The organism is Protofrankia sp. Cj5 (genome assembly GCF_917627405.1).
Taxonomy (GTDB): Bacteria; Actinomycetota; Actinomycetes; order Frankiales; family Frankiaceae; genus Protofrankia.
On record NZ_CAKJTO010000014.1, the window covers coordinates 38,947 to 59,938 of the forward strand.

Genomic DNA, 20,992 nt, shown 5'->3' on the forward strand with positions numbered 1-20,992 from the left:
AACACGCTCTCAGACGGGACGGCCCTTCCAGGTGGCGGTGCCGCGTAGCCGCTGTGCCCAGGACAGCGCGGTCAGGTAGCCGAACACGCAGATGGACAGCGGGTGCGCCAGGGCGTCGGGCCAGCTCCGGCCGCCGGTGCGCCGTGCCGCGATCACTCGTCCAGCCACTCCCAGCGCATAGCCGGCGAGACCTGTCCGGGAACCGCGCAGCATGGCAACGGCCGGGAGCACGAAGAGCCAGGCCAGTATGCCGACCTGGCCGGCACTTGCGCGGATGCTTCCGCCGCCGGCCCACAGCGACTTCGCGTAGCCGTCGCGTAGCTGCGGCCAGCCGTGGTACATCCGGGTCCGGGCGATGTCCGTCCCGTCCGTGACAACCCCGCGCGCTCCCGCCGCCTTCAGCGCGCGCAGCAGCGCTATGTCCTCGAGCACATGGCCACGGACGCTGGTATGTCCACCGGCCTGGTGATAAACGGTCGTGTCGACGCACAGGAGCTGCCCGTTTGCCGCGGACAACGACGGACGCAAGGACTGTTCAGCCAGCCGCAGCGGCAGCAACGCCAGCCACGACCACTGCAGGAGTGGCTGGACCAGCCGTTCCGCGACCGTTCGAGCGTCCTGGCGGGGGTAGGGCGAGACAAGGCCGAGACCGCTCGCGCGCAGCAGCCCGACCGTCCGGGCGATCCCGTCCGGGGCGACGGTGACGTCCGCGTCGATGAACACCAGGACGCTCCCCCGCGCCTCATCGGCGAGCCTGGCGCACGCATGCGGTTTGCCGAGCCATCCGGCCGGCAGCGTGCCGCCGTGAATGATCCGGACGCGGGGGTCACCCTCGGCCGCCCTGCCCACCGCCTCGGCGGTGCTGTCGGTGGAGGCGTCGTCATAGACGATCACTTCAAGGTGGGGGAGCGCGACCGAGGCCAGCACCGCGGACAGGCACGCGGTCACCTGTCCGGCTTCGTCGCGTGCCGGCAGCAACACACTCACCAGCTCGGTCACCGGCTGGGCGCCCGGCGCGACCCGCAACAGACGGGCGTTCACCGCGGTGTGCACGGTGAGCACGCCCGCGGCGACCGTGCCTGTAAGCAGTGACAGCCGCGCCCAGCGGCCCGGCCGTGCCGGCCGTGAACGCCGGCCCAGGGCCGGTCGCCGGGAGGTCACGAGGCCCGCCGGTGCTGCCGGCGCGTTGCCACGGCCGCGGTTGCCGTACCGGCGAGCAGCGTCCCCATGCCGACGCCACCGGCGAACGCCACACCAGGACGGTCGAAGAACACCAGGTTCGCGAGCAACGACGAGGCATAGGTCCATCCGATCATGAAGATCGGCAGGTGGTCGGGGAACCGGTCAGCCGGGATGGCCCGCCGTCGCGGTATCAGGGCCAGGCTCCCTGTGATCAGAGTGCCCACGACCAGCCAGCCGGCCGTGTTCGACAGCGGAATGCCGTTGAGGGCGGGCCCGTCGCCCGACCATCGCCAGTAGCCGGCGGCCACCATCTGCGGGTCCAGATAGAGATCCCAGGCTGTCAGAAGCAGGCCTCCCAGCAGGGCGGTGATCATGGCGCTTGGGTGCGCTCCGGGGCCCGCGGCGTCACGACCACGTGACTCGGCAAGTCGCAGGGCGGTGTAGCGTCCCAGCGTGAAGGCTGGGTAGGCCATCATCGTCCAGGCCAACGGGATCACCACGGGTACTCCGCCGACGGCCGGCCCGAGGGTGCCGGTGTAGCTGTAGCGGCCGAAGACGAGGCCGGTGTGGACCCCGGCGATCTCGGCGGCCAGACCACCACCGACGCTCACCATGACCATGCGGGCAGCCCATCCGGCGCCGCGGGTACGGACCGCGTGGATAACCGAGGCCGTGGTGAAAAGCAACACCGACGTTACTGTGAGATCGTGTTTTCCGGCGTTCGTGACCAGGGGATACGGGATCTGGGCGGCGACGGTGGCAGCCGCGAAGGCCCACGGGAGAAGGCCCGCCACGACAGGTCTCGGGTATCGGGACCTGTCGTGGCGGGCCCGCGCGGGCCGAGACGCCGAAGACGGCACGAGGGTGCTCCGCCGTGCCGGGCCTTCCGGAACGCAAGGCCGAACACAGGCCGGATCAGACGGCACGTACCCGCGGGCCGTTGGCGCCGTGAGCCCGGCCCGTGCGCGGTTCAGCCTTGCGGGACCGGGACTCTCCTTCCTGGCCGGGCTCGGTGGGCGTGAGGTGTTTACCCAGCACCGCGTATTCGACCCAGCTTCCCGGGAACTGGAAGTTCGACAACAGCGGCACAAAACCCTCGCTGGCATACAGCCGCCGGGCACGGCTGTCAGGAAGTTCCAGCGCCGACAGCGCGGCCGTGCGCTGTGGCGCGTCCCGCAACAGTTCCCGCATCAGTTCGCGCCCCACCCCCTGCCCCTGGAACTCCGGCAGGACGTGGAATTCGACGATCTCCAGACAGTCCCCGAGCCACCGCACGGCGTCCTCGGGGGGCAGCGCGTCACTGACGACGTCGTGCCACCACTGGCCCTTCTGCCCGGGCAGGGCATAGGTGAAACCGATCAGACGGTCGTCCGGCAGCAGCGCCGCCACCGCGCGTAGATCCCGACGCTCAGCGTGCCGGCGGGCATGCATGGTCCGCTCGATCGCCGCACGCGCCGGATCAGGCTCGTGGACGTCCAGGAAGGCGGCCTTGTAGACGCCGATGACGTCGGTCAGCCGGGCACGCATCCGCGCGGGTGTCCAGCGGACCAGCCCGATGTTCTCCATCAAGCTTGCCTCCCTCGCGCACTTGTCCTCACCACGCACCATGTTGATCGGTCAGCCGTGGGCTGACCACTCGCGGGGCGTGTCCGTCTCGTACACCATCTGAGGTGCTCGACAATAACGGGTGCCCGCGGCGTCGCCGAGCCAGCTCAGGTGGGCACCGGTACCCGCGTGCTCCGTAGGCTGGTCCGGTCAGGACGCAGCGCCAGGTGAACGCCGCCGGGTCCGCCGTTGAGCAGATCCTCGACCAGGATGGCGAGGGCCGGCGCCTGTACGGTGCCGCCCGCGTTCGTCCCGGCGGCCACCACGACTCGCCCGCCGAAGGCGTCCACGGCCTCCAGCACCGGGAGGCCGTCTGGGGTCATCGGGCGTTCACAGGTGCGGCGGTCGAGGACCGGATGCGGCCCGGCTGCGCCGGGCGGCCGGGCAAGCAGCCGCCCGACGGTCTCCTCCAGCGCCGCCATCAGTTCCGCGACTCGCGGATCGCCCGCCCGCGGGCGGGCGAGGCCCAGATAGCCGAATCCCCCGCTGGCGTGTATCACGGCGGAGTCCGGAGACAAGGTGATGTTGACGACCCCGACAGGGTCCGGCGCGTGCACCTTCAGGGCGTGCCGCAGACCGGGATTGGGCATCGTCAGCGAAACTCCGAGGACGTGCTGGACCGTTCCAGACGATGCCGCGTCCGCACCCACAAGGGCGACCAGGTCACGCCCGCCGACCGTGACGATGACGGTGCCGGCCCGTCTGGTCGTACCATCGCTGAGGACGAGTTCCACCTCGTTCGGGTGGCTCTCACGGCCGTGGCCCGAATCGCCGTTCCCGACCTGGCGCAGACAGCGCACCGGGCTGCCGGCATGCACGGGCACGCCGACAGCCACAACGAGATCGCGGACGGCGTCGGCAAGCTGGTGGATGTTGACGGCGTACCCGTCGACTTCGACTGCGCCGTGGATGGCCGCGGGGGGCGGCTGATTCGGGTCTTCGGTCAGGCCGCCGGCGGCTGTCACGAGCGCGGGCCAGCGCAGCGCGATCTCGTCCGGGCTCAGGACGCTGGCCGCGGCGTCGATTGCGGTCTGCAGCCGCGTCCCGGCGGCGAGATCAGCCGCGGACAGGTAGCAGCGGGGCAGCCGAGCATCCCGGCGCAGCCGCTCGAAGGCGTGCGGATAGCGGGCGAACAACGTCTCCCAGCCGCGCAGGCCGAGCCGGTTGATACCGATCGCGAGATCAGCTGTGAGCGCACGCAGGCCCGGACGGTCGGTAAAGCCCTCGAAAGCCGCCACCCACTCACGCTCAGTATCACTGAGGGTGAGTGGGTCACGTAGCTGCCATCCGCCGTCCCGGGGTGGACGGGCGAGAACCGTGCGCCGGGACGCGTCAGCGTGTGGAACCGTCTCGGTCAGCGACAGGTGGCGTCCGTCGGTTCCGCCGTAGGTCGTGCCCTGCCGCTTCGGGTCAGTGTGGTCGGCCGGGGCCGCGTCCAGTACCCGCAGATTGCGCCATCCGGCCGTGTGCAGGCTCAGCGCGATGGTCAGCCCGACGATCCCACCGCCGATGATCACAGTTTCGGCGGGATCGCTCCGATGGTGACGCGGGTTGTGCGCGCGACGATCGGCCAGCGGTTCGCGGGCGCTCTCGGTGTCCAGGTTGCTGTCCAGGCCGGTGACCAGATCGGCAATCTCGCTGCTGGCGACGACGGTGAGAACCGCCTGGTCGAGATCTTCGGCGCAGCCGGGCATGCGCATCGCCGCTGAGCTGAGGGTGAAGCCCGGCCGCAGGACCGTGCTGTCCGGGAAGCGATCCAGGATCTGCCGGCGGAGCGGGTCGATCAGCCCAGGCGCGTTGTCGATGACGACGGTCAGCTCGCGTCTGGCGTAAGCATCTGTGACCGCGTCCTCGGTGAGAACGTCAGGTTCGCAGATCGTTACGATCCGGCTGCCGATGAACGTCTTAACCTGTTCCGCGCCGACCAGGCCGCGGGTCGGGTGCGCGCCGCCGACGGTCAGCGGTACCGCGACACTGAGCAGGTCAGAGCCTGCGAAAACAGTGTCGATGTCGGGGGCGAAGGTGACGGCCGCAGCCGTCAGCACATGTTCGGCCAGCCAGCTCACCCGGGCCTGCGGATCAGCAGCCAGGGACGGTGTGTGGACAAGAATCCGATGGCCTTGAGCGGCGGCGGCCCGCGCGACCCGCCCGTTTATCGAGCCGGCTCCGATCAGGCCGACTGTCAGCGGGGTGGCCAGCCCGGCCGGGCTGGCCTGCGCGATCAGCAGCGCGTCGACGACAAAACGGGCGATGTGGCGGGCGTTGACCTCGGGAGTGTTGACAACCGTGACGTCGTGACGGGCCGCGGCGTCACAGTCGATTGCCGCGAGCGAGGTTCCGCGACGAATGATCAGAAGTTTGTTGTGATCATTCTGTGCCCGGACTGCCGTCGCCCAAGCGGCTATCGTGCTCGCGTCGACGGGGTTGGCGCCGACGACCAGGGTGTGGGGCCGCAGCGTCGACAACGCCCCGGACAGCGCCGCTGGTGTGGCTGCGAGGTCCGCTCGCAGCCACACCAGCGGGAGCGAGGTCAGGGACAACCGGGTGGATTCGCCCACCCCGGTCGCCACGAGGATCCGGCGGGTGGGACGGGGCCGGTGCGAGCGGAAGTATATGCCGGGCTCGGCGGATGTGGACATTCCTGTTTCCATTCGGCTGGCAAGATCAGGCGAAACATGGCCGCCAAAAGGCGCGTTTATGGTCTCGTGTGTGATGAGCGGTTCTTGTTGTGTCTTGTGTTGTGCGCCGGGCTCAGGCGGAAGCTGAGTTTGGCATAACTTCCACTGTGCCTCGCGATCTTCAATGAGTGTTTAACCGCGGGGATGGTCGTGGTGGCCGCCGCCACTGCCAGCCCCGCGGTCCGCGCTGCTTACGCTGCTTAGAGATCGGCGCTGGAAGGTGTTCGGCCGGATCGTGCCAGCGGGTCACATCCGTTCACCGTTCCGTGGGTACGCAGGACGGCGAAACGCGCGAAGAGCTCTTCTTTGTACCAGCCGTGTTCAAAGGTGCGCCGTACGACGTCGGTATGGGCCGGGCTGCCATAGGCGAACCGGCGTAACGCGTCAGCGTCGTCCCAGACGCTGAATGTTCCCTGTAGGCCGAGTGGCGCCTCGCCGATCCCCACCGCGAACCGCAGGCCTTCGCAACGGGTGAGGTCCTCGGCCACCGGCGGCACCGACCGCCAGAAAGCGGGCGCCCGCCGCAACGACAGCCTGGCTCTGGTGATCGCCGCGATCGGGCCGGCTGGCCGCGCCAGGCCCGCGGGCTGCGTCACCGGGTCACCGAACGGACGCTGACGGGCCCATCGTCCCCGGGACGACAACGGGTGGAGCTCGGCTCGCCACCGTTCGTAGGCAATGGCGGACCATGCGCCGATCATGGCGGACCGTTCGAACGAGGCCGCTTCCCGCGCGGAAGCCCAGACGGTCAGCACAGCCCAGCGCAGCACGTCGGCGTCGCGCGGACCGAACGTCCGGCCGCGTCCGGTGCCGAGGGACCTGGCGAAGACGAGACCGGTTGTGCGCCGCAAGTGCCGGCGGTCCAGCGCCATCCTCGCGGCCGCGTGCGGAACATGGCGGGGCCGTACCCCCCACAGGTCGATGATCACCAGGGGGCAGGCGTGTGCCGCGGTAGCATCGCCATCTCCCACGGTCACAACCGTATCGCCGTGGGGTCCGTTGGCCGCAGTGGTGACAGGCGCAGGACAGCATCGTGCTCCACGCCGTATTTCTGCGCGAAGAACGCCCTGACCCGGGATGGGTCGTCGCGACAGAGAAGCGCACGGCATCTTCCCAGCGGCAGCAGGGGATGGCGGTTCCCCGTGACCTGCGTGAGGAGGCCATCCGGGCCGCTGGCGCGAACCAGCCGGGCCAGCGTGTCATCGGCCAGGTAGACCGCGCCCTCGGTTCGTACGTACCGCACGGTCAGTTCCAGGGGGCCGTCCGTGCACGAACCAATCAACAGCGGCAGCTTCAGGTAGTCATCAAGGCTGATGCTGACCTCCGGGCGCCACAGGGCGGCGAAGCGTTCTTCGATGAACTGGACGAGCGTGGAGTCGATGGTCGTCTCGTGCTGGGTGGAAACCGCTGAAGAGCGACCAACCGGATATGTCGATACAATGGCCCCATTGTCCCATCGATGGTAACTTGTCAGCGGCTGCTCGGTGTATACACGCACGGACATTCGGTGTCTAAGGCCTGGGTCCAGGCCCGTTCGGATCGCGTCGAGCCGGCGCAGGTTGTCCCGGATGGCCTCGGGGACGTTGATGGTGCGGTCCAGATCCTCCTCGCGTTGCGCGGCAGCGGGCGAGTCCGGGTCGAGCAGGAGGATCTGCACGAGCGCACCGCCGTTCAACGCGCTGTTCACAGCCGTTGCGAACGCCTGCTCATGCAGGGTGGTGACCAGGTCGGTCCACGTGTTCAGGACCTGTACGATCCGCCGGCTGGCGGCGGCACGGCTGATGAAGTACTCAGGGTCGAAGCCGCCGAGCAGCCTGCCGCCGCCGAACTGGGCGGGCTTGGCGGGCATGGTTGAGGACAGCCGCTGTTCCGCGACGGCGAGTTCCGCGGAGCGGGTCTGGCGTAGCAGGTTGATGCCCTGTTGCCAGGATCGTCGGGCGCTGGCGATGTCGTCCATCTGCGCGAGCATGTCCCCGCGGCGGATCAGGACGCGCGGTTCCCACAGCGGGTCGGGCAGGGCCGCGAGCAGCGTCAGGGATTCGTTGTACGCGGCGAGCGCGCGTTCCAACCGCGTCTGGCTGCGGTAGAGGTCACCGAGGCGGCGCAGCGCGTATGCCTGCAGCGGCCGGTTGTCGAGATCCCGCGCGATGGACAGGCTCGTCGACAGGCAGGTGACGGCCTCGGAGAGCTCCTGGCGGTTGCCGTGGCACATTGCCAGGCACACCAGCGTCTCGGCCTCCGCGGCCGGGCTGTTGGAGCGGCGGAACAGTTGCAGCGCGCGGTCGAAGAGCTCCGTCGCCTCGTCGAACCGGCCCTTGCCGCGGCAGGCATCGGCGAGCCCGTGCAGGCTGCGTGCCTCGCCGAAAGCGTGATCGATGGCAGTGAAGATTTCGTAACTACGGGTGAAGCGTTCAGTGGCGAGATCGAGGTGGTCGCGTGCCGCGCTGTTCGCGTCGACCGCGGGCTGGTCGTCCGGGTCGGTGCCGGAGGCGCTCAGACGCCAGAACGCCTCCTCGAAAGCGAGGAGGATGTTCCGGTCGCCGAGACCGCACAACATGATGGCCTCAGCGAGTGGGTCGCCTGCCCGGCGAGCCGCCGTCAGGCCCAGACCGTGCGTCCGATCCCAGTCGTCCCAGTAGCCGTTGAACTCGTAGAACCGGGCGGCCGCCGCGGCCAGCCGCCACGTCATCTCGTCGAGTTCCCGCGCGGATGCCTGCTCGATCAGGAGGTGAAGGTTGATCCGCTCGATGCCGAACCATACCAGCGGCCCCGCGGCCAGCGCGGAGACGATGTCGTCCGTTGACGTGGAACGCGCGACCGGGTTGTCGATCGTCAGTGACCTACCCGGCGAGAAGACCGCGGTCGCGCGGTCGATGACGGTCAGGTAGGCCGAGAGCAGCCTGGTCAGGGCGGGGCGCAGTTCGTCGCCGACGGTGTTCAGCGGCCCGGCTTCAGCCGGTGCTGTCGCGGCGGTGGGCTGTTCCTCGGTGGGCTGTGCTGTCCCGGTGGGCTGTGCCCCAGCGGGGGAAAGGTCACCGTGCTCCGCCAGCTCCCCGGCGCGGCGAGGAAAGCCATTATCGGGTGGCCGCTGGCCGATCGGGCATTCCCGCGCGAACACCCGCATCAGATCGTGGAAGCGGTAGCGGGTCTGCCCTGCCTGGTCGGGGCCACGTCGTTCCAGGAGCTGGGCGTCGGCGAGCCGGTCAAGGATGTCCTCGGCCTCGTCGCTGCCTATGTCGAGCAGAGCCGCCGCGGCCCAGGGCGCGAAGTCGACCATGTTGGGGAGGGCGAGGAGCCGGAAGGCCTGGCGCTCGTCCTCGGGCCGGCCGACGTAACTCAACGCGAAGCTGGCCCGGACCTCGAGGTCACCGAGTTCCAGCCAGGACAACCGGTCACGCTCCCCAGTGAGCCGGCTGGCTACCCGGGCCAGCCTCCAGTGCGGGTGAGCGGCGATCTTACGGCCGGCGATCTGGATCGCCATCGGCAGGTAGCCGCAGAGCCCGGCGATGTCGCGGGCGGCTTCGGGCTCGGCTTCGACCCGTTGGTCGCTGGTGAGTTTCGCCAGCAGCGCGACGGCTTCGGCCGGGTACAGGACATCGATGGTTCGGTGATAGGCGTCCAGGCTGTGCAGGCCGGAGCGGCTGGTGACGATGACCGCGCAGCCGGGAGTGGCGGGCAGCAGGCGCCGGATCTGAGCTTCGTTGGCGGCGTTGTCCAAGACGATTATCATGCGCCGGTTGACGAGCATGCTGTGGTACAACTCGGCAAGGTCGTCCGGGTCGGTGGGCACCGCGGTTCTGGTTACTCCAAGCGCCTGTACAAGCCGAGTCAGTACCTTGATCGGATCCAGCGGAGACGGCAGGCTGCCCCGTAGGTCAAAGAACAGGCTCGGGTCGGGGAAGTGCTCGCGGGCCTGATGGGCCAGGTGAACAGCCAGCGCGGTCTTGCCCGCTCCCGGCTTACCCGCGATGGCGACGACGACGGTGCCTTTGGCCAGCGCGTCCGGGTCGGTCAGAGCAGTGAGGATCTTGGTCTGGATGGTGTCGCGGCCGGTGAACTCGGCGACGTCCGGTGGCAGCTGGTACACCCCGAGATAGGGCGGTTTCGGTGGCGCCGGGCGTTCCAGCGCGCGTGGCGGTGTCCAGTTCAAACTGGGCGCCTCCCGCAGAATATCCTCTTGCAGCCGGCGCAGCAGACTCGAGTCGAGACCGTGGGAACGCAGGGCGTCGAGCCCGTCACGGCACGCCTGCGTGGCATCTTCCAGCCGGTTGTCCCGGTACAGGGCGATGATGAGATCTTTGCGTAGCCCGTCGTCGTGTGGGTACTGGGTGACCAGCGCCCGGAGCTCGCCGATGGTCTCCCGGTGGCGGCCCAGCGAGAGGTCCGCGGAGATCCGTGTCCGCCGGACATCGCGGTGCAGCTCATCGAGGCGCTGGATGTGGGCGGCGGCGAAGGTGTACTCGGCGACATCCGTGAGTGGCTGACCCCGCCACAGGCCCTGGGCGGCCTGTAACGGGGCGATCGCGGCGACCGGATCTCCGTCCTCGACGGCGCGGCGGCCTTGCCCGAGCAGGGTACGGGCCCGGGTGGCGTCGATCTGCTCGGGGCTCACCCGAAGCGAGTACCCCGAGCCGTGGCGGACGAGGAGCCGGCTGCCTCTGGCCGGGTCGAGCCTGCGGCGCAGCTCGCTGATGTGCGTCCGCAGCGTTGCCAACGCCCGGTCCGGGGGGTGACCGTCCCAGACCGCCTCGATCAGGCGGTGGGTTGTGACGATCTGGTCGACGTTCAACAGCAGGACCGTGAGCAGCGTTTTCCGTTGCTTTCCGCCAAGAATGATCACATTGCCGTCGCGGGTGGCCTCGGTGGGGCCGAGGATTGCGAAATGCAGGTTCTCTTTGTCTGGCATGTGACCTTCTCGCGCCGATCCCGTCTGATTACGATATCTGGGGATACCTGATTCCGGGGGCCGCGCTTCTTCGGGCCGCCGACGGCGCGGCCGTGCTGTCGGCGTATCTGGGAGGTGAGGATCGTGTCGTCTGTGATCAGATTGCTCGCTGGCGCGGGCTGGCCCGGTGTTTTTGGGTCGCCACCGCAGCGTGCGTCGTGGGTGCCGCTGTCGCAACCACTTCGCGTGCGTGGGCCGAGTCGGATGGGCGACTGTTACCGATACGAGGCAGCGCGGGCTCTCTCGTCCGCGGTCCGCGCGGCTGCCGCGGTTGATTCCGTATTTTTGTCAACGGAACATCAATTTTCGCTCTGATCGCATGTGTACGACTGGTTGATGACTGCTTGTTCTGCTTGTTCTATCAGGCCCGCTCGCCCGAGGGCCGAGGAGCAACAGGAGGGTATGTCGATCATTATGGACACATCGACGAAGGAGACAGCACGGTCAGGACTTCTGCATGAGGTGGCGCTGGGCACCGTCGACGGCAGACCGGACCAGGTCGTGCTGGTCGCGGATGGCAGGCGCGTCGCCGCGATTCTCGCGGACTGGGATGAGCACCGCCGGGTTGAGCTGATGGTCGAGGGCCGGCTGCTGGCGTTGGAAGCTGATCCTGATGGCCGTGGGCTACGGGTGTTCGATCCCGTTACGTCGATTCCGCTGGTTGCTTTTCGGTCGGCGCGCCGCGGTGGTGGCGGTACGGTCGAACTTCCGGGCAGCCGTGCGGTGCGTTGGGTCGTTCCCCGCGGTTCCGTCTTTGAGTGCGGCTTTCTGAGCAGCCGGGGTGGCGGTCTCATCCGGTTCGCCCATGACGGCACCGCGCTGGTGCTTGTGGACGACGATCATCGTCGGCGCGGAGGTATTCACGACCCGTTGGTTCTTCTGACGCTGGGCTGGTTTCTGCTGGTGAAGAGCCGACGGCGGCACGATCACGGTTCTTTCGCGTCACCGCAGCCGGCGGCCCAGGTCTGTGCGGCCGCGTAAGGGCCGCCGGTGGTGTGGTTATGGTCTTGTTTTCCGCGTCACCGGCGGCCGGGTCCGCGCGGCACGGCCTGATTCGCGCGCTGATAACCACCGGCCGCCGCGATGGATGCCGAGCGGCTCAGCCGCCGGGAACGTGTTCGCGGCCGCTGCGGTAAACGGCCGCCGTCTTCCGTCCGGCGGCCCGTTGCGGCCGGCGATGTTGACGACCTGCCCCGGTCGGGGTTTACTCCTTTCAGAGTACGAACACGCGTTCGATTCATGGAAGGAGTGGTCATGAGCCGGCGGAGTGTTGACCAACACGCTGCATGTGCCGCACCTGCTCTGACTCGGGAACGTTCTGGCGTACGAACGGTGCTCCCGGTCGCGGGGCTGCCTCGCCGTTCCCGTGACGAGCTGCTCCTGGCCGCGCGTCACGGCCTTGACGAGGCGAGCCTCGCCCAGCTTCCCGGCCAGCGGTACGCGCTGGCCCATATGGCGGCGTTGCGTGCCGCCGCGGCCGTCCTCGCTGATCGAGCTCAGGCCCGCCCCGGTCACCGTGGCCGGCCGGTGAGCGTCTGGCGGCTACTTGCGACGGTGGCGCCTGAACTGGCGGAGTGGGCCCAGTTCTTCGCCGCCGGTGCGGCGAGGCGGGCGGCGGCCGAGGCGGGCCTACCGGTGGTCGGTACCCGCGATGCCGATGACTTGGCCCGTCAGGTCGAAATCTTTCTCACGACGGTGGAAACAACATTGGGTCTGCCGTCACAGGCGGCGCTGCCAGCTATGGTTGTCGGGCCGGTCAGATCTTCCCGAGACTGAACGCACCCGCTCGTGTTCGGTGCGTGCCGCTTCGGGCGCGCGGTGCCGAGCGCGCCTTTGATCGCGTGCGTGGCCGTTTCGGCGTCGGCGCGATCCGGCCGGCGCCGCTGATGGCCCCTCCCGGCGTGAGGCGGGATGGGCGGGGGGAGGACTGACGGCAGGACGAACCGATCGGTCTGTCTCGGCATGGTTGGTTGCCTACCGCGCCCGCCCAGTCATGCCTATTCTTGGGTGTCAGGTTCCGTCTGCCGGACCTGCCGGTCGTGGGAGGAGCGTCGATGCCGCTCTCGGAAAACGAGCAGCGCCTGCTGGATCAGATCGAGCGCGCGCTCGTCGAGGACGATCCGAAGTTCGCGAGCACGGTCCGCTCGACGAATCCCCGTACCTACCTGCTACGCAGGGTTCGTCGCAGCGTTCTCCTGTTCCTGTTCGGATTGGTTGTCCTGGTCATCGGGGTCGTGCTCAACCGGACGCCGTTGATCGTTGTCTTCGGTGTGCTCGGCTTCGTGCTGATGCTGTTCGCGGCGTCACGTGGTGCCGCGGATCTTCGCCGGATCGGTGGCCGCGGTGGTGAGCTGAGCGGTCGTCATCCGGCAGCCTCACGTCGCCGAGCACGTGCCTCAGCGGCTGAGCGTCTTGAGGAACGCTGGCGTCGCCGGTGGGAGGACCGGGACGGCCGCTGACGCCTGAGCGGGCCCATCAGCAGCTGGGTGGCTTCCAGCGGGTCACTTCAGGCGGGCTGTCCGGCCGAGCACGCCCAGCGCCCCTACCACCGACCGTGGAGCAAGTACCGCGCGTGCCCGGTCAGTGCGTGGTGCCGCCGTTCGCAGCAGTCGTGCGACCAGTTGCAGGTCCCGTCCGATCTTTTCGTTGGCGCTGGAACCGGCTATTGCCGACGGCGCGTAGCGAGCGAGTTCCTCCGCCTCGACAATCCGGAGCAACGCGGCTCGGGCCGCCTCGGCGTCCGACGCTCGAATCTCCGGGCTGGCAGCGATGTGGTCGGCCAGCCGCAGCGCACTGGCCCGCGGCGACTCGTTGGGCCGCAGCGGTACCCCAAGATCGAATGTCAGGTCCGCGAGCTCGGCCCAGGCCGCGTGCACGCGGGCATCCGCGGTTGCCGCTCCCGCGTGATCGGCTGAGCCGCCTGTCATAGCGGTGGCGAGACGGCGCCGACGGCGCGTGACCCGCACCAACGCCGGCAACAGCAGCACCGTGACGATGCCTGTCCCGGCCAGAGTCCGGGAAAGCCAGCGGATGATCGTCGGCAGGGGGCTTTCCGTGGAACGTGTTTTTTCGGAAGCTTTCGGCTCTGGGCTTGGCGTGCTGTCCCGGACGGCGTCGGTGTCCGGGCCCGTGCTGGGGGCCACGCCCGGGGTGGTGGCTGACGGTGTGGCCGACGGACTCGCGCCCTGGCCGGCCGGATCGGAGGCCGCGGCATAGGTGGGGGTGATGGTTCCGTCGGTGCGGGGGGTCGGCTCGAAGGAAACCCAACCGGCGCTGGCGAACCACGCCTCCGGCCAGGCGTGCGCATCCCTGTTAGTGATCAGATAGCTGCCGTCGGCCTGCCTGGCCCCCGGGACAAAGCCGATCACCACCCGGGCTGGGATGCCGAGCGTCCGCAGCAGCACCGTCATCGCGGAGGCGAACTGCTCACAGTAGCCACGTCTGGTTTTGAACAGGAACTCCGTCAAGGCTCCGTCCTGCGCGGTCGGGGCGCCGTTGAGATCGTAGATGAAGGTGGTGTCATGGAGGTACTTCTGGATCGCGAGGGCCTGCTGGTAGGCGTTCACGCGGGTCCCCGCTATCTCCCGGGCGAGCTTCTCGACCCTCGGGTCGGTACCGGGAGGCAGCTCCGTGTCGATCTTTATATCGGCTGGGAAGGTCCGCGGGGAGGCCATGAGCTGGCTTGGGAGCGGATCGGGAGTGGAGGCTTCCACCTGGTAGTGCGCACCGGCGGTAGTGGTCCGGGTGCTGAAGACCGTGCCGGTGTCGGTGGACAGCCGCCAGTCACTGCCAGAAGCAAGGCCTTCGATCCTGCTTGGGGTGCCCGGAAGGGGAAGGTAGCGTTCCGTCAGGACCGTCGACACGTCGATTGTCGCTGACACCGTGCTGACCCGGGTGCTGCGGTCCGGGGCGGGCAGGCCGTCGCTGATCCTCGCCTCACTGGTGGCGCGCAGTGACCGGAGAGTGAATCGCTGCCCGTCGAACTGCTCCAGCGCGGTAAGTCGCAGGTATCTGGGCGTGGCCGTGCGCACCGACAGCAGGGTGGTCGGTTGGCTCGCATGCAGCTGTTGGGACAGCGAGACGAGCGGCGGTAGCACGATCGCCGAAGCCGGGCCGGTGTAGCGGGTGACGCCCTGTTGGCGCGCCAACGGTCCCACCCCGTCAAGGGATGGCAGGACCGCCGGGACGGCCAGCGCGCACATCACCGCGCACAGGGCGATCCCAACGGCGAGGCTCCTCGCGTTGTTCGGTAGGGCGGCCTGCGCCGAGCCGGTAATCGGCTTTCCCCAGCGTTCGACCGTCTGCTTCCACTCCATCACGAGCAGGAGCAGGAATCCCATCGCGCCGAGCAGGTAGGGAACCACTCCGACACCATGTGGCAGCACGGTGGCGGGCAGCATGAACAACGCCAGCAGGGGAAGCCCGGCGAGCGTCGGGCGCCGGATCGTGACCGCCAGCAAGTCGACGATCAGTACGACGCAGTAGACACCGATGACGGTCAGCACCACCAGGCCCGGACGCTGCGGCACCGGCGCGGCGAGCTGCGAGACGTCGTCGCGGCCAGCTATGATCAGGGAACGCAGCGCATCCACCGTCCGCCCGGTCGGCAGCAGGCCGGCGACGGCGGTTTCACGCGCGTACAACGCCGTGACCGTGATCAGAAGACCGAGCAGCCCGGACACAATCCCTACCGGGATGGCCAGCCGTAGCGCCCGTGCCAGCGTGGTCGTGCCCACAGCTACCGCGGTGGCCACGACCACGGGGCCGAACCACCACCAGAAGCCGTCGAACAACGGCGCGAGCGCGGATGCGCACAGCAGCGACGCCAGCGCAGCCCCGGCAGCGGGAACGAGCTGGAGTCGGGAGGTCACAGCGCGGCCCCGGCCCGCGTGTCCATGGGCAGCGCGCGGCCCGGTTCCGCCGCCGGCTTCGACGCATGTTCCGATACCGGTCCTGATACTGCTTTCGAGGTCGGGCTCCCGCCCGCGACCGCGTCCCCGCCGGGTCCGCCGGTGGTCGGGTCCGGTGTCCGCGGGCTGTCGTGGATCATGCCGCCCGCGGCCGGCTCGGGTGTGGCGGCGCCTGTTCCGCCACCCCGCGCTGGCCCCTTGCCGGTCGTTCCCGGCCACAGCGCGGTGAGCCTGTCGCCATACCTGGCGATGATCACCGTCCAGCCGTGGCGCTGGAAGACCGCGCGGCACGCCTGCAGGCCTTCGGTCCCGCTCGCGGAACGCTCCCCCTCGTCCCAGGTCGCCACGTTGACCAGCAGGACGATCGCGGCGGCGTCGCGCGGGCGCGCTCGGGCGAGGACCACGGCCTGCGCCGGATCGGTACGTCCAAGGATCGCGACCACCATGGAGCTGTCAGCGGTCCGCAGACGGCTGTACACGCGCTGCGTCGAAAGGGTGTCGGTGGTGTTCACGACCGCGAGCTCGTCCAACAGCGCGGCCGGGTTGCGCGACCCCCTCGCCGCGGCCGGGGCCGGGGCGTTGTCACAGATGAGCCGTACCGCCTTGCCCATCCCGGTCAGGTACACAGCGATCGAGGCAGCCGCGCCGACAGCCCATTCGAACGAGGACATGGGCCCCTGACCGGCCCAGACAGCGGACCGGGTGTCGAGGAACAGGGCCGCGTTGCTCGGGCGGAAGCTCTCTTCCTGGCGAACCATCAACTCGCCGGTACGGGCGCTGGTCCGCCAGTGAACCCGCCGGAGGTCGTCGCCGGGGTGGTAAGGGCGAGTGGAGAAGTCGTCTATACCAGTAGCGGATGCGCGCCGACGGCGGTGGGTGCTGATCGTGGTGTGGCTGCCCGGACGGGCCAAGGGCAAAGTCTCCACCGGAGGGGTCACGATCAGTTCGTCGCGGCTGCGGAACGTCCGCGTGAGCTCGCAGAGCCCAAAGGGATCCGTGATCCGGATCGCCATCGGCCCGATCAGGTACCGGCCACGAAGCTGAGGACGAAGCTTGTAGGTGAGGTACCGGGCGCCCCCCGCCTCCACCCGGTCGAGTACGAACCGGGCCCGGAGCCCAAGACGGTCTGGGACCTCGTCATCGACCAGCAGCACCGAGGAGGGACGTCCACTCATGTTGTCGATCCGGATGCTGACCGCCGCGGCGCCGCCCACGGCCACGCGAGCGGGAACGAGAAGACGGTGGCACGCGAGCCGGTAGCGGGTCTTGCAGACGAACGCCGCCGCGCACACCGGCAGTGCCAACAGCAGCATGCCGACGCGGAGCAGGTCCTCCTCGCCGACGGTCGCGGCCAGCGCGCAGCAGGCCAGCCCGGTGGCCACGAAGCACAGCCCGCGGATGGTCAGCGCGCGCATCGCCGCCAGGAAGTCGAGCACGGAAAATCAGCGGCCGCGGTGCGGTGGACGTGCCCCAAGGCGTGGGATGGGGACGCGCGCGACGATCTCCGTAATGATCCGGGAGGCGACGTCGGCTATGGATACGTCCGACATCGCGACATCGGGGTTCACCAGCAGCCGGTGCGCGAGCACTGGCGCGGCCATCGCCTGAACGTCGTCGGGGAGAACGAACGCGCGGCCGTCGAGGGCGGCCCGCGCCCGAGCGGTCCTGACGACGTGCAGCGTCGCGCGGGGAGAGGCGCCCAGGATGAGCTCGGGATGCCGGCGGGTGGCCGTCACGAGGTCGACGATGTAGCGGCGCACATCGTCGGACACATGCACCGCGCGTACCAGGGTGACCAGTTTGGCGATCTCGTCGGCGTCGGTGACGGGGCTGATCCCGTCCAGCGGCTCGGCGGTACCATGGCTGTTGATCATAGCAAGTTCGGCCACGGGCGACGGGTAGCCCATGGACACCCGCGCGGTGAAACGATCGCGCTGCGCTTCCGGCAGCGGATGGGTGCCTTCCATCTCGATCGGGTTCTGGGTGGCTATGACCATGAACGGCGACTCCAGGTGGTAGGTCACGCCATCGATGGTGACCTGGTGTTCCTCCATGCATTCCAGGAGTGCCGACTGCGCCTTGGGAGCGGCGCGGTTGATCTCGTCGCCGACGACGATGTTGGCGAACACCGGACCGGGCCGGAACTCGAAATCCCGGGTGTCCTGGTTGTAGACGCTCACCCCGGTGACGTCGCTGGGCAGCAGGTCCGGGGTGAACTGGATACGGCGGACCCGGGCATCGATCGAACGCGCGAGGGCCTTGGCGAGCATCGTCTTCCCCACACCGGGCACATCCTCGATGAGCAGGTGGCCGCCGGCCAGCAGTACGATCAGCGCGGTTCTGACCACTTCGGGCTTGCCGTCTATGACGGACCCGACGGACTGGGCCACTCGCGTCGCGACATCCGCGAGGTGGTGCAGGCCGGTCCCCGGCTCGCGCCACTGCATGACGCCGGGCTCCGTCACCGTCACGTCGGTCTCCGTCCTCAGGTCAGCTGCGTCAGTCGGCAGGGTGGGCCCGGCGGGCCCAGGCACTCCACGAGTGTGACATCCATGCGGCCGATGGCCTTCATGCGTGGAGAATCATCCGGCCACCGATGTCCGGAAAGCGTACTGATTCGTGGCGGCATTCGATCGTAGCTGCCACGACTGTTACTCGCAGGTGTTTTTGCCATGTTTGGCCAAAGGCCACATTGACTTCGCATTCATGATCCATGCGCATCGGCGCTTGTGGGCTTCGAGGGGTGTGTCCGGAGTGTCGGAGGGCTTCCAGGTGGGGGAGAGTGGGGTACAGTGGCGCGCAGTGGGGGACGGACGCACTCGCAGGCCAACCAGAGCGAGACTGGCTGGCCTTGAGCCTCTCGGGTCTGGGCGAGGAGGGCGCCGATGTTCCTCGGTAGCCACACGCCACGACTCGACGACAAAGGCCGGCTCACGCTGCCGGCGAAGTTCCGTGATGAGCTGGAAGGGGGGCTTGTGATTACCAAGGGGCAGGAGCGATGTCTCTACGTGTTCCCTATGGTTGAGTTCACCCGGATCAGCGAGTCCCTGCGGACGGCTCCCGTTACGGCAAAGGCGCTTCGGGATTACAGCCGTGTCTTCTTTTCCTCGGCATCGGACGACGTTCCCGACCGGCAGGGCCGGATCACCATCCCACCCGCGCTCCGGACCTACGCGGGTCTCACTCGCGACTGCGTGGTGAACGGCGCGAACACCCGGGTGGAGATCTGGGACGCGTCCCGTTGGGACGCCTATCTCGCCAGCCAGGAGGAGAACTTCGCCGCGCTTTCCGAGGAGGTGCTGCCCGGCGTCATCTAGGAGGCCAATGGGCGCGTGATCATGTTTCTTCGCGTGGCGGCCTTGGCCTCAGGGGACGCGGTGCTGGACGCACGCGAAGACGGGATACGGGCGTGCGCCGAGGTCTCCCCCCGCTCTTCACCGGACGTCACTTCCCCGGTGTCCGGTGACGCGAGCGGGGCGGGACCTGGGCACATGCCGTGCTTTCGGGGCCAGGTTGCGATGTGTGCAACCTGGGCTCAGGCAGGTCGCTCGTCAGTTGTGTGATTTATATCTTTGTTTTTCGTATCTTCACCTGCCGTGGCTTGGTATTGCCGCGGTTGACCGCCCGCCGCGAGGTTCACGAGCAGTTCGAGGAGGTCGAGGTGGACGCCACGCACACCCCGGTTCTCTCCGACCGTGTTGTCGCCCTGTTGGCGCCCGCGCTGGGCGAGCCTGGGGCGGTGGTGATCGATGCCACAGTGGGACTCGCGGGTCATGCGAGCGCGCTGCTCGCCGCATCCCCCGATGTCCGTCTGGTCGGCCTTGACCGTGACCCGCAGGCGCTGGGGCAAAGCCGTGCTCGGCTGGCGGCCGAAGACGACCGGGTCACCTTGGTCCACGCCGTGTACGACCAGCTGCCCGCCGTTCTTGACATGCTCGGCCTGGCCGAGGTGCACGGCGTGCTGTTCGACCTCGGGGTGTCCTCGTTGCAGCTCGACTCCGACGAGCGGGGATTCAGCTATTCCCGCGACGCTCCGCTGGACATGCGGATGGATCCGACCAGGGGCCGGACCGCTGCGGATGTCGTCAACACCTACGGTGTCGACGAACTCGCCCGGGTCCTGCGCGAGTACGGAGAGGAACGGTTCGCCCGCCGGATCGCCTCGGCTGTGGTCGCTGAACGCGCTCGTGAACCGTTCACCTCGTCGGCCCGACTTGTTGACCTTGTTCGTCGGAGCATTCCGGCGGCTACTCGGCGTACCGGGGGAAATCCGGCAAAGCGCACGTTCCAGGCGTTGAGGATCGAGGTCAACGGCGAGCTCGAGGCGCTGGCGCGGGCCCTGCCCGCGGCTCTCGACGCGCTCGCCGTTGGGGGGAGGCTCGTCGTGCTTGCCTACCATTCGCTGGAGGACCGCATGGTCAAGCGGGCGCTGGCGGCCAGGGTACGGCTTGATGCGCCGCCGGGCCTGCCAGTGATCCCGCCGGAGGCTGTCCCGACGATGCGGTGGCTCACCCGCGGCGGTGAGCCACCGCCACCGGATGAGGTGGCGGCCAACCCGCGAGCGGCCGCGGCGAAACTGCGTGCGGTCGAGCGGACGCGCCGTGGCGCGGCATGACCGCCCCCGCCCCTCCGCTGCCGCGCCGGCTGAGGACCAGGACGCGGCCAGCGCTCGACACCGGCCGCGTGCCGTCGCGTGCTGCCGCCCGGCCCGCCTCGGCCGCGGCATCCGGCGACACGGCCATCCCGATTCCCTCCCTGGGCGGCCGGACCGGTGCCGCGCCGCTCCTTGACCGGCCGTCACGGCGTTCGTACCCAACACGGCGGGTATCCCAGCCGTCGCCTCTTGCGGCTTCGCGCCCGCTGCCTCGCGGCCATGCGCCACGCGCACCGTTCGTGATCCTGTTACTGCTGCTCATGGGTGCCGGTCTGATGTGTCTGTTGCTGCTCAACACGGCGCTCGCGCAGAACGCCTTCCTGGTTCACAACCTGCAGAAGTCCTCGGCGGCGCTCTCGGACGAGGCGCAGGCGCTCTCGCTGCGTCTCGACCAGTTGTCCGACCCGGCGAACCTTGCCGCCAGGGCAACCGATCTCGGCATGGTATCTGGTGGTATTCCCGTGTATCTGCCGTCCGGTACCCCGTTGCCACCCGGTGCCCGCGTGATCGATACCGACCCGGTGTCAGGAGCGATCGTTATCGTGGTGTCGAGTGCGCGGCAGCCGGCCACCGCCACGGGGGCGGCCGGAGGCGCCCCGGCCACCGGCAGGCCGGCCGGAAGCGCGCGGTGACCTCCACGCTCAACCGCTCGTCCCGGCGTGGCCGGTCGCGGCTGCGACTAGTTTCGGATCTTGGTCGACGGGTCGCCGACGATCAATGGATCGAGGGTGACGAGGCCGGCTTCACCGACGGCTACGCCGATCCCGACGGCCGCTGTTATCCCCGTCCGGATGACGATCGAGATGACGGCGCCGGCTGGGACGACGGTGCCGGCTGGGACGATGGTGTCGGCCGGGACGACGGTGCGTCCCGGCACGCCTCCGGTCCCGGCGGCCACCCCGTGGCCGGAGGACGACCCGGAGCACGACGCGGCCGCGGGGACGCGCGCCCCGGTGGCCCCTCTGCGCGCGGTGGCGGCAACCGGGCGCGCACCCCGGGCGGCCGTCCGGTGCGGGCC

15 protein-coding genes and 1 pseudogene are annotated in these 20,992 nt (G+C 69.0%); 6 read left to right on the top strand and 10 right to left on the bottom strand.

Annotation, left to right across the window (positions count from 1 at the left end):
- Positions 1-9 precede the first annotated feature (9 nt).
- The 6 genes from MJ777_RS05335 to MJ777_RS05360 all read right to left on the bottom strand — a co-directional run bounded on the left by MJ777_RS05335 (position 10) and on the right by MJ777_RS05360 (position 10,371).
- Entirely contained in the window at positions 10-1,095 is a 1,086-nt protein-coding gene (locus tag MJ777_RS05335; RefSeq protein WP_239373710.1) for a glycosyltransferase family 2 protein, read from the bottom strand.
- A gap of 62 nt (positions 1,096-1,157) precedes the next feature.
- On the bottom strand, positions 1,158-1,976 hold the full coding sequence (locus MJ777_RS05340) for a carotenoid biosynthesis protein (protein ID WP_239310887.1): 819 nt from the start codon (positions 1,974-1,976) through the stop codon (positions 1,158-1,160).
- 121 nt (positions 1,977-2,097) lie between these two features.
- On the bottom strand, positions 2,098-2,748 hold the full coding sequence (locus MJ777_RS05345) for a GNAT family N-acetyltransferase (RefSeq protein WP_239310886.1): 651 nt from the start codon (positions 2,746-2,748) through the stop codon (positions 2,098-2,100).
- Positions 2,749-2,894: 146 nt separating this feature from the next.
- A complete protein-coding gene (locus tag MJ777_RS05350; protein ID WP_239373678.1) occupies positions 2,895-5,426 on the bottom strand; it encodes an FAD-dependent oxidoreductase in 2,532 nt (843 codons plus the stop codon).
- A gap of 239 nt (positions 5,427-5,665) precedes the next feature.
- A complete protein-coding gene (locus MJ777_RS05355) occupies positions 5,666-6,436 on the bottom strand; it encodes a spheroidene monooxygenase (RefSeq protein ID WP_239310884.1) in 771 nt (256 codons plus the stop codon).
- 2 nt (positions 6,437-6,438) lie between these two features.
- Positions 6,439-10,371 carry a BTAD domain-containing putative transcriptional regulator gene (locus MJ777_RS05360; RefSeq protein WP_239373681.1) on the bottom strand — a complete coding sequence of 1,311 codons (3,933 nt, stop codon included), beginning with the start codon at positions 10,369-10,371 and terminating at the stop codon, positions 6,439-6,441.
- A 453-nt stretch (positions 10,372-10,824) separates the two neighbouring features.
- Here MJ777_RS05360 and MJ777_RS05365 point away from each other — a divergent pair, with 453 nt between their 5' ends.
- From MJ777_RS05365 to MJ777_RS05375, 3 genes are all read left to right on the top strand, one after another.
- The gene (locus MJ777_RS05365; protein WP_239373684.1) at positions 10,825-11,391 is read left to right on the top strand and encodes a hypothetical protein; all 567 of its coding nucleotides are present in this window, start codon (positions 10,825-10,827) and stop codon (positions 11,389-11,391) included.
- A gap of 351 nt (positions 11,392-11,742) precedes the next feature.
- Positions 11,743-12,186, top strand: coding sequence for an SAV_6107 family HEPN domain-containing protein (locus tag MJ777_RS05370; protein WP_239310881.1), 444 nt, complete (start codon positions 11,743-11,745; stop codon positions 12,184-12,186).
- Positions 12,187-12,464: 278 nt separating this feature from the next.
- Positions 12,465-12,869, top strand: a complete 405-nt coding sequence (locus MJ777_RS05375) for a DUF3040 domain-containing protein (RefSeq protein ID WP_239310880.1) — start codon at positions 12,465-12,467, stop codon at positions 12,867-12,869.
- A 42-nt stretch (positions 12,870-12,911) separates the two neighbouring features.
- Here the strand turns inward: MJ777_RS05375 and MJ777_RS05380 are convergent, their stop codons facing one another.
- From MJ777_RS05380 to MJ777_RS05390, 3 genes are read right to left on the bottom strand one after another with little or no spacing between them, the layout of a single operon-like run.
- On the bottom strand, positions 12,912-15,281 hold the full coding sequence (locus tag MJ777_RS05380) for a DUF3488 and transglutaminase-like domain-containing protein (RefSeq protein ID WP_239373702.1): 2,370 nt from the start codon (positions 15,279-15,281) through the stop codon (positions 12,912-12,914).
- Complete coding sequence (locus tag MJ777_RS05385; protein ID WP_239373705.1) at positions 15,278-16,756, bottom strand: DUF58 domain-containing protein; 1,479 nt, start codon at positions 16,754-16,756, stop codon at positions 15,278-15,280. Before MJ777_RS05385 ends, MJ777_RS05380 begins: the two co-directional genes overlap by 4 nt.
- A gap of 6 nt (positions 16,757-16,762) precedes the next feature.
- A complete protein-coding gene (locus MJ777_RS05390; protein ID WP_239313380.1) occupies positions 16,763-17,767 on the bottom strand; it encodes a MoxR family ATPase in 1,005 nt (334 codons plus the stop codon).
- 438 nt (positions 17,768-18,205) lie between these two features.
- Here MJ777_RS05390 and mraZ point away from each other — a divergent pair, with 438 nt between their 5' ends.
- The 3 genes from mraZ (at position 18,206) to MJ777_RS05405 (ending at position 20,606) form a co-directional block, all read left to right on the top strand.
- Positions 18,206-18,637, top strand: coding sequence for a division/cell wall cluster transcriptional repressor MraZ (mraZ, locus tag MJ777_RS05395; RefSeq protein ID WP_239313371.1), 432 nt, complete (start codon positions 18,206-18,208; stop codon positions 18,635-18,637).
- Positions 18,638-18,981: 344 nt separating this feature from the next.
- Complete coding sequence (gene rsmH / locus MJ777_RS05400; RefSeq protein ID WP_239313383.1) at positions 18,982-19,935, top strand: 16S rRNA (cytosine(1402)-N(4))-methyltransferase RsmH; 954 nt, start codon at positions 18,982-18,984, stop codon at positions 19,933-19,935.
- Positions 19,936-20,213: 278 nt separating this feature from the next.
- Positions 20,214-20,606, top strand: coding sequence for a hypothetical protein (locus MJ777_RS05405; protein ID WP_239313374.1), 393 nt, complete (start codon positions 20,214-20,216; stop codon positions 20,604-20,606).
- Between the two features lie 47 nt (positions 20,607-20,653).
- On the opposite strand, the pseudogene MJ777_RS05410 reads toward MJ777_RS05405, so the two are convergent.
- Positions 20,654-20,992: pseudogene (locus MJ777_RS05410) on the bottom strand (hypothetical protein); the annotation flags it as partial.